This is a genomic window from Anaerobiospirillum sp. NML120448 (genome assembly GCF_023050945.1).
Classification (GTDB): Bacteria; Pseudomonadota; Gammaproteobacteria; order Enterobacterales; family Succinivibrionaceae; genus Anaerobiospirillum.
In genome coordinates this window covers 1-1192 of sequence record NZ_JALKIM010000183.1, presented here as the reverse complement: position 1 = coordinate 1192, position 1192 = coordinate 1, and the positions used below count along the sequence as shown (strand labels likewise).

Sequence of the window (1192 nt, the reverse complement as noted above, 5' to 3'; positions counted from 1 at the left end):
GGAACTGTAACAAATTAAATTGATCTTTTAAAACCCCTAATTCTATAGTTCCACTGAGGAAACTCACCAATAGGTTCAATATCAATATTACTCATTTGTTCATCAGTAATTTTAATGCCTGTATTGTAAATGTTATAATCTGGAACGCATTCAACCTTAAGCCCAGTAGTAGTTGTTGTGCTGCCTATAAGATTCACAACTGTTTGTACGTCTACCAAAGGCTTACCTGCCCAATTTTTTGATATATAGCAGAACAGCCTATGCTCTATCTTATTCCATTTTGATGTTCCTGGTGGAAGGTGACAAACCCTGATGGTTATGCCTGTTTTTTCACATAGCTCTGCAAGCATATACTTCCAAAGTCGTACTCTAGAGCCATTGCTGCCTCCGCCATCACCTATAACAAGAAGCTCATTGCTATTTGGAAAATTTGGTTTTCCTATTGAGTTATACCAGCGAAAAATACTTTCTACAGCAAATTCACTTGTATCCTTACTGGTACCTAAATTTACAAAGGCAGTATTATCATTGAGCACATATATACCATAAGGAGTCACCATGCCTAGATCCCTATCCAAAAAGTCATGATCATTGGTAAGACGAGGATCTTTCGCATATCTATACTCAGATCCTGCATTGCTCATGTTGCCTAACTTTTCTTTTTTCTTGGCATCAATAGAGATTACTGGAGTTCCTGCTTTGAGTGACTCCTCAATTGCATTATTTATAAACTCAAATTGTGCATTTCTATCAGGATGTTTTTTACCTACCTGAATCATTTTTTGGTTCTTTTGCCTACTGAAACCCAGTAGTTCAAGTAAACGCAATACAAGAGTATGAGATACATCATGACCTTTCTCACTGAGCATTTCTGCGATTTTTCTACAACTCAAGTTTACCCAGGATAAAGGCTTGCATGGACTACCATAAGCACTTTCCTCTACTATAGCTTTTAAATCTTCAAGTAGAGTTAGATCTACATCAATTGCTAATTTTCGACCTCCGCCCTTGCGACGAACACGGTCTGTTTTTGTTCCTTTAAAGTCATCTCTGCCTGCTGCAACGGTATTAACAGATACGTTTAGCATATCAGAAACTATCTTTCTACCACCATGGCCATAACTTTCACAAAGAAATCCATAAAAAATTCGTCTCTGCTTTTCATCAAAATTGCTTACTTCCATCAATTTTT

Annotated in this window: 1 protein-coding gene; it reads right to left on the bottom strand. The window is 37.0% G+C overall.

Annotated features, from left to right (window positions below; all coding sequences use genetic code 11):
- Positions 1-14: 14 nt before the first annotated feature.
- Positions 15-1192: ISAzo13 family transposase (locus MXE38_RS12350; RefSeq protein WP_246915512.1), on the bottom strand; the 1178-nt coding region annotated here is incomplete at its 5' end.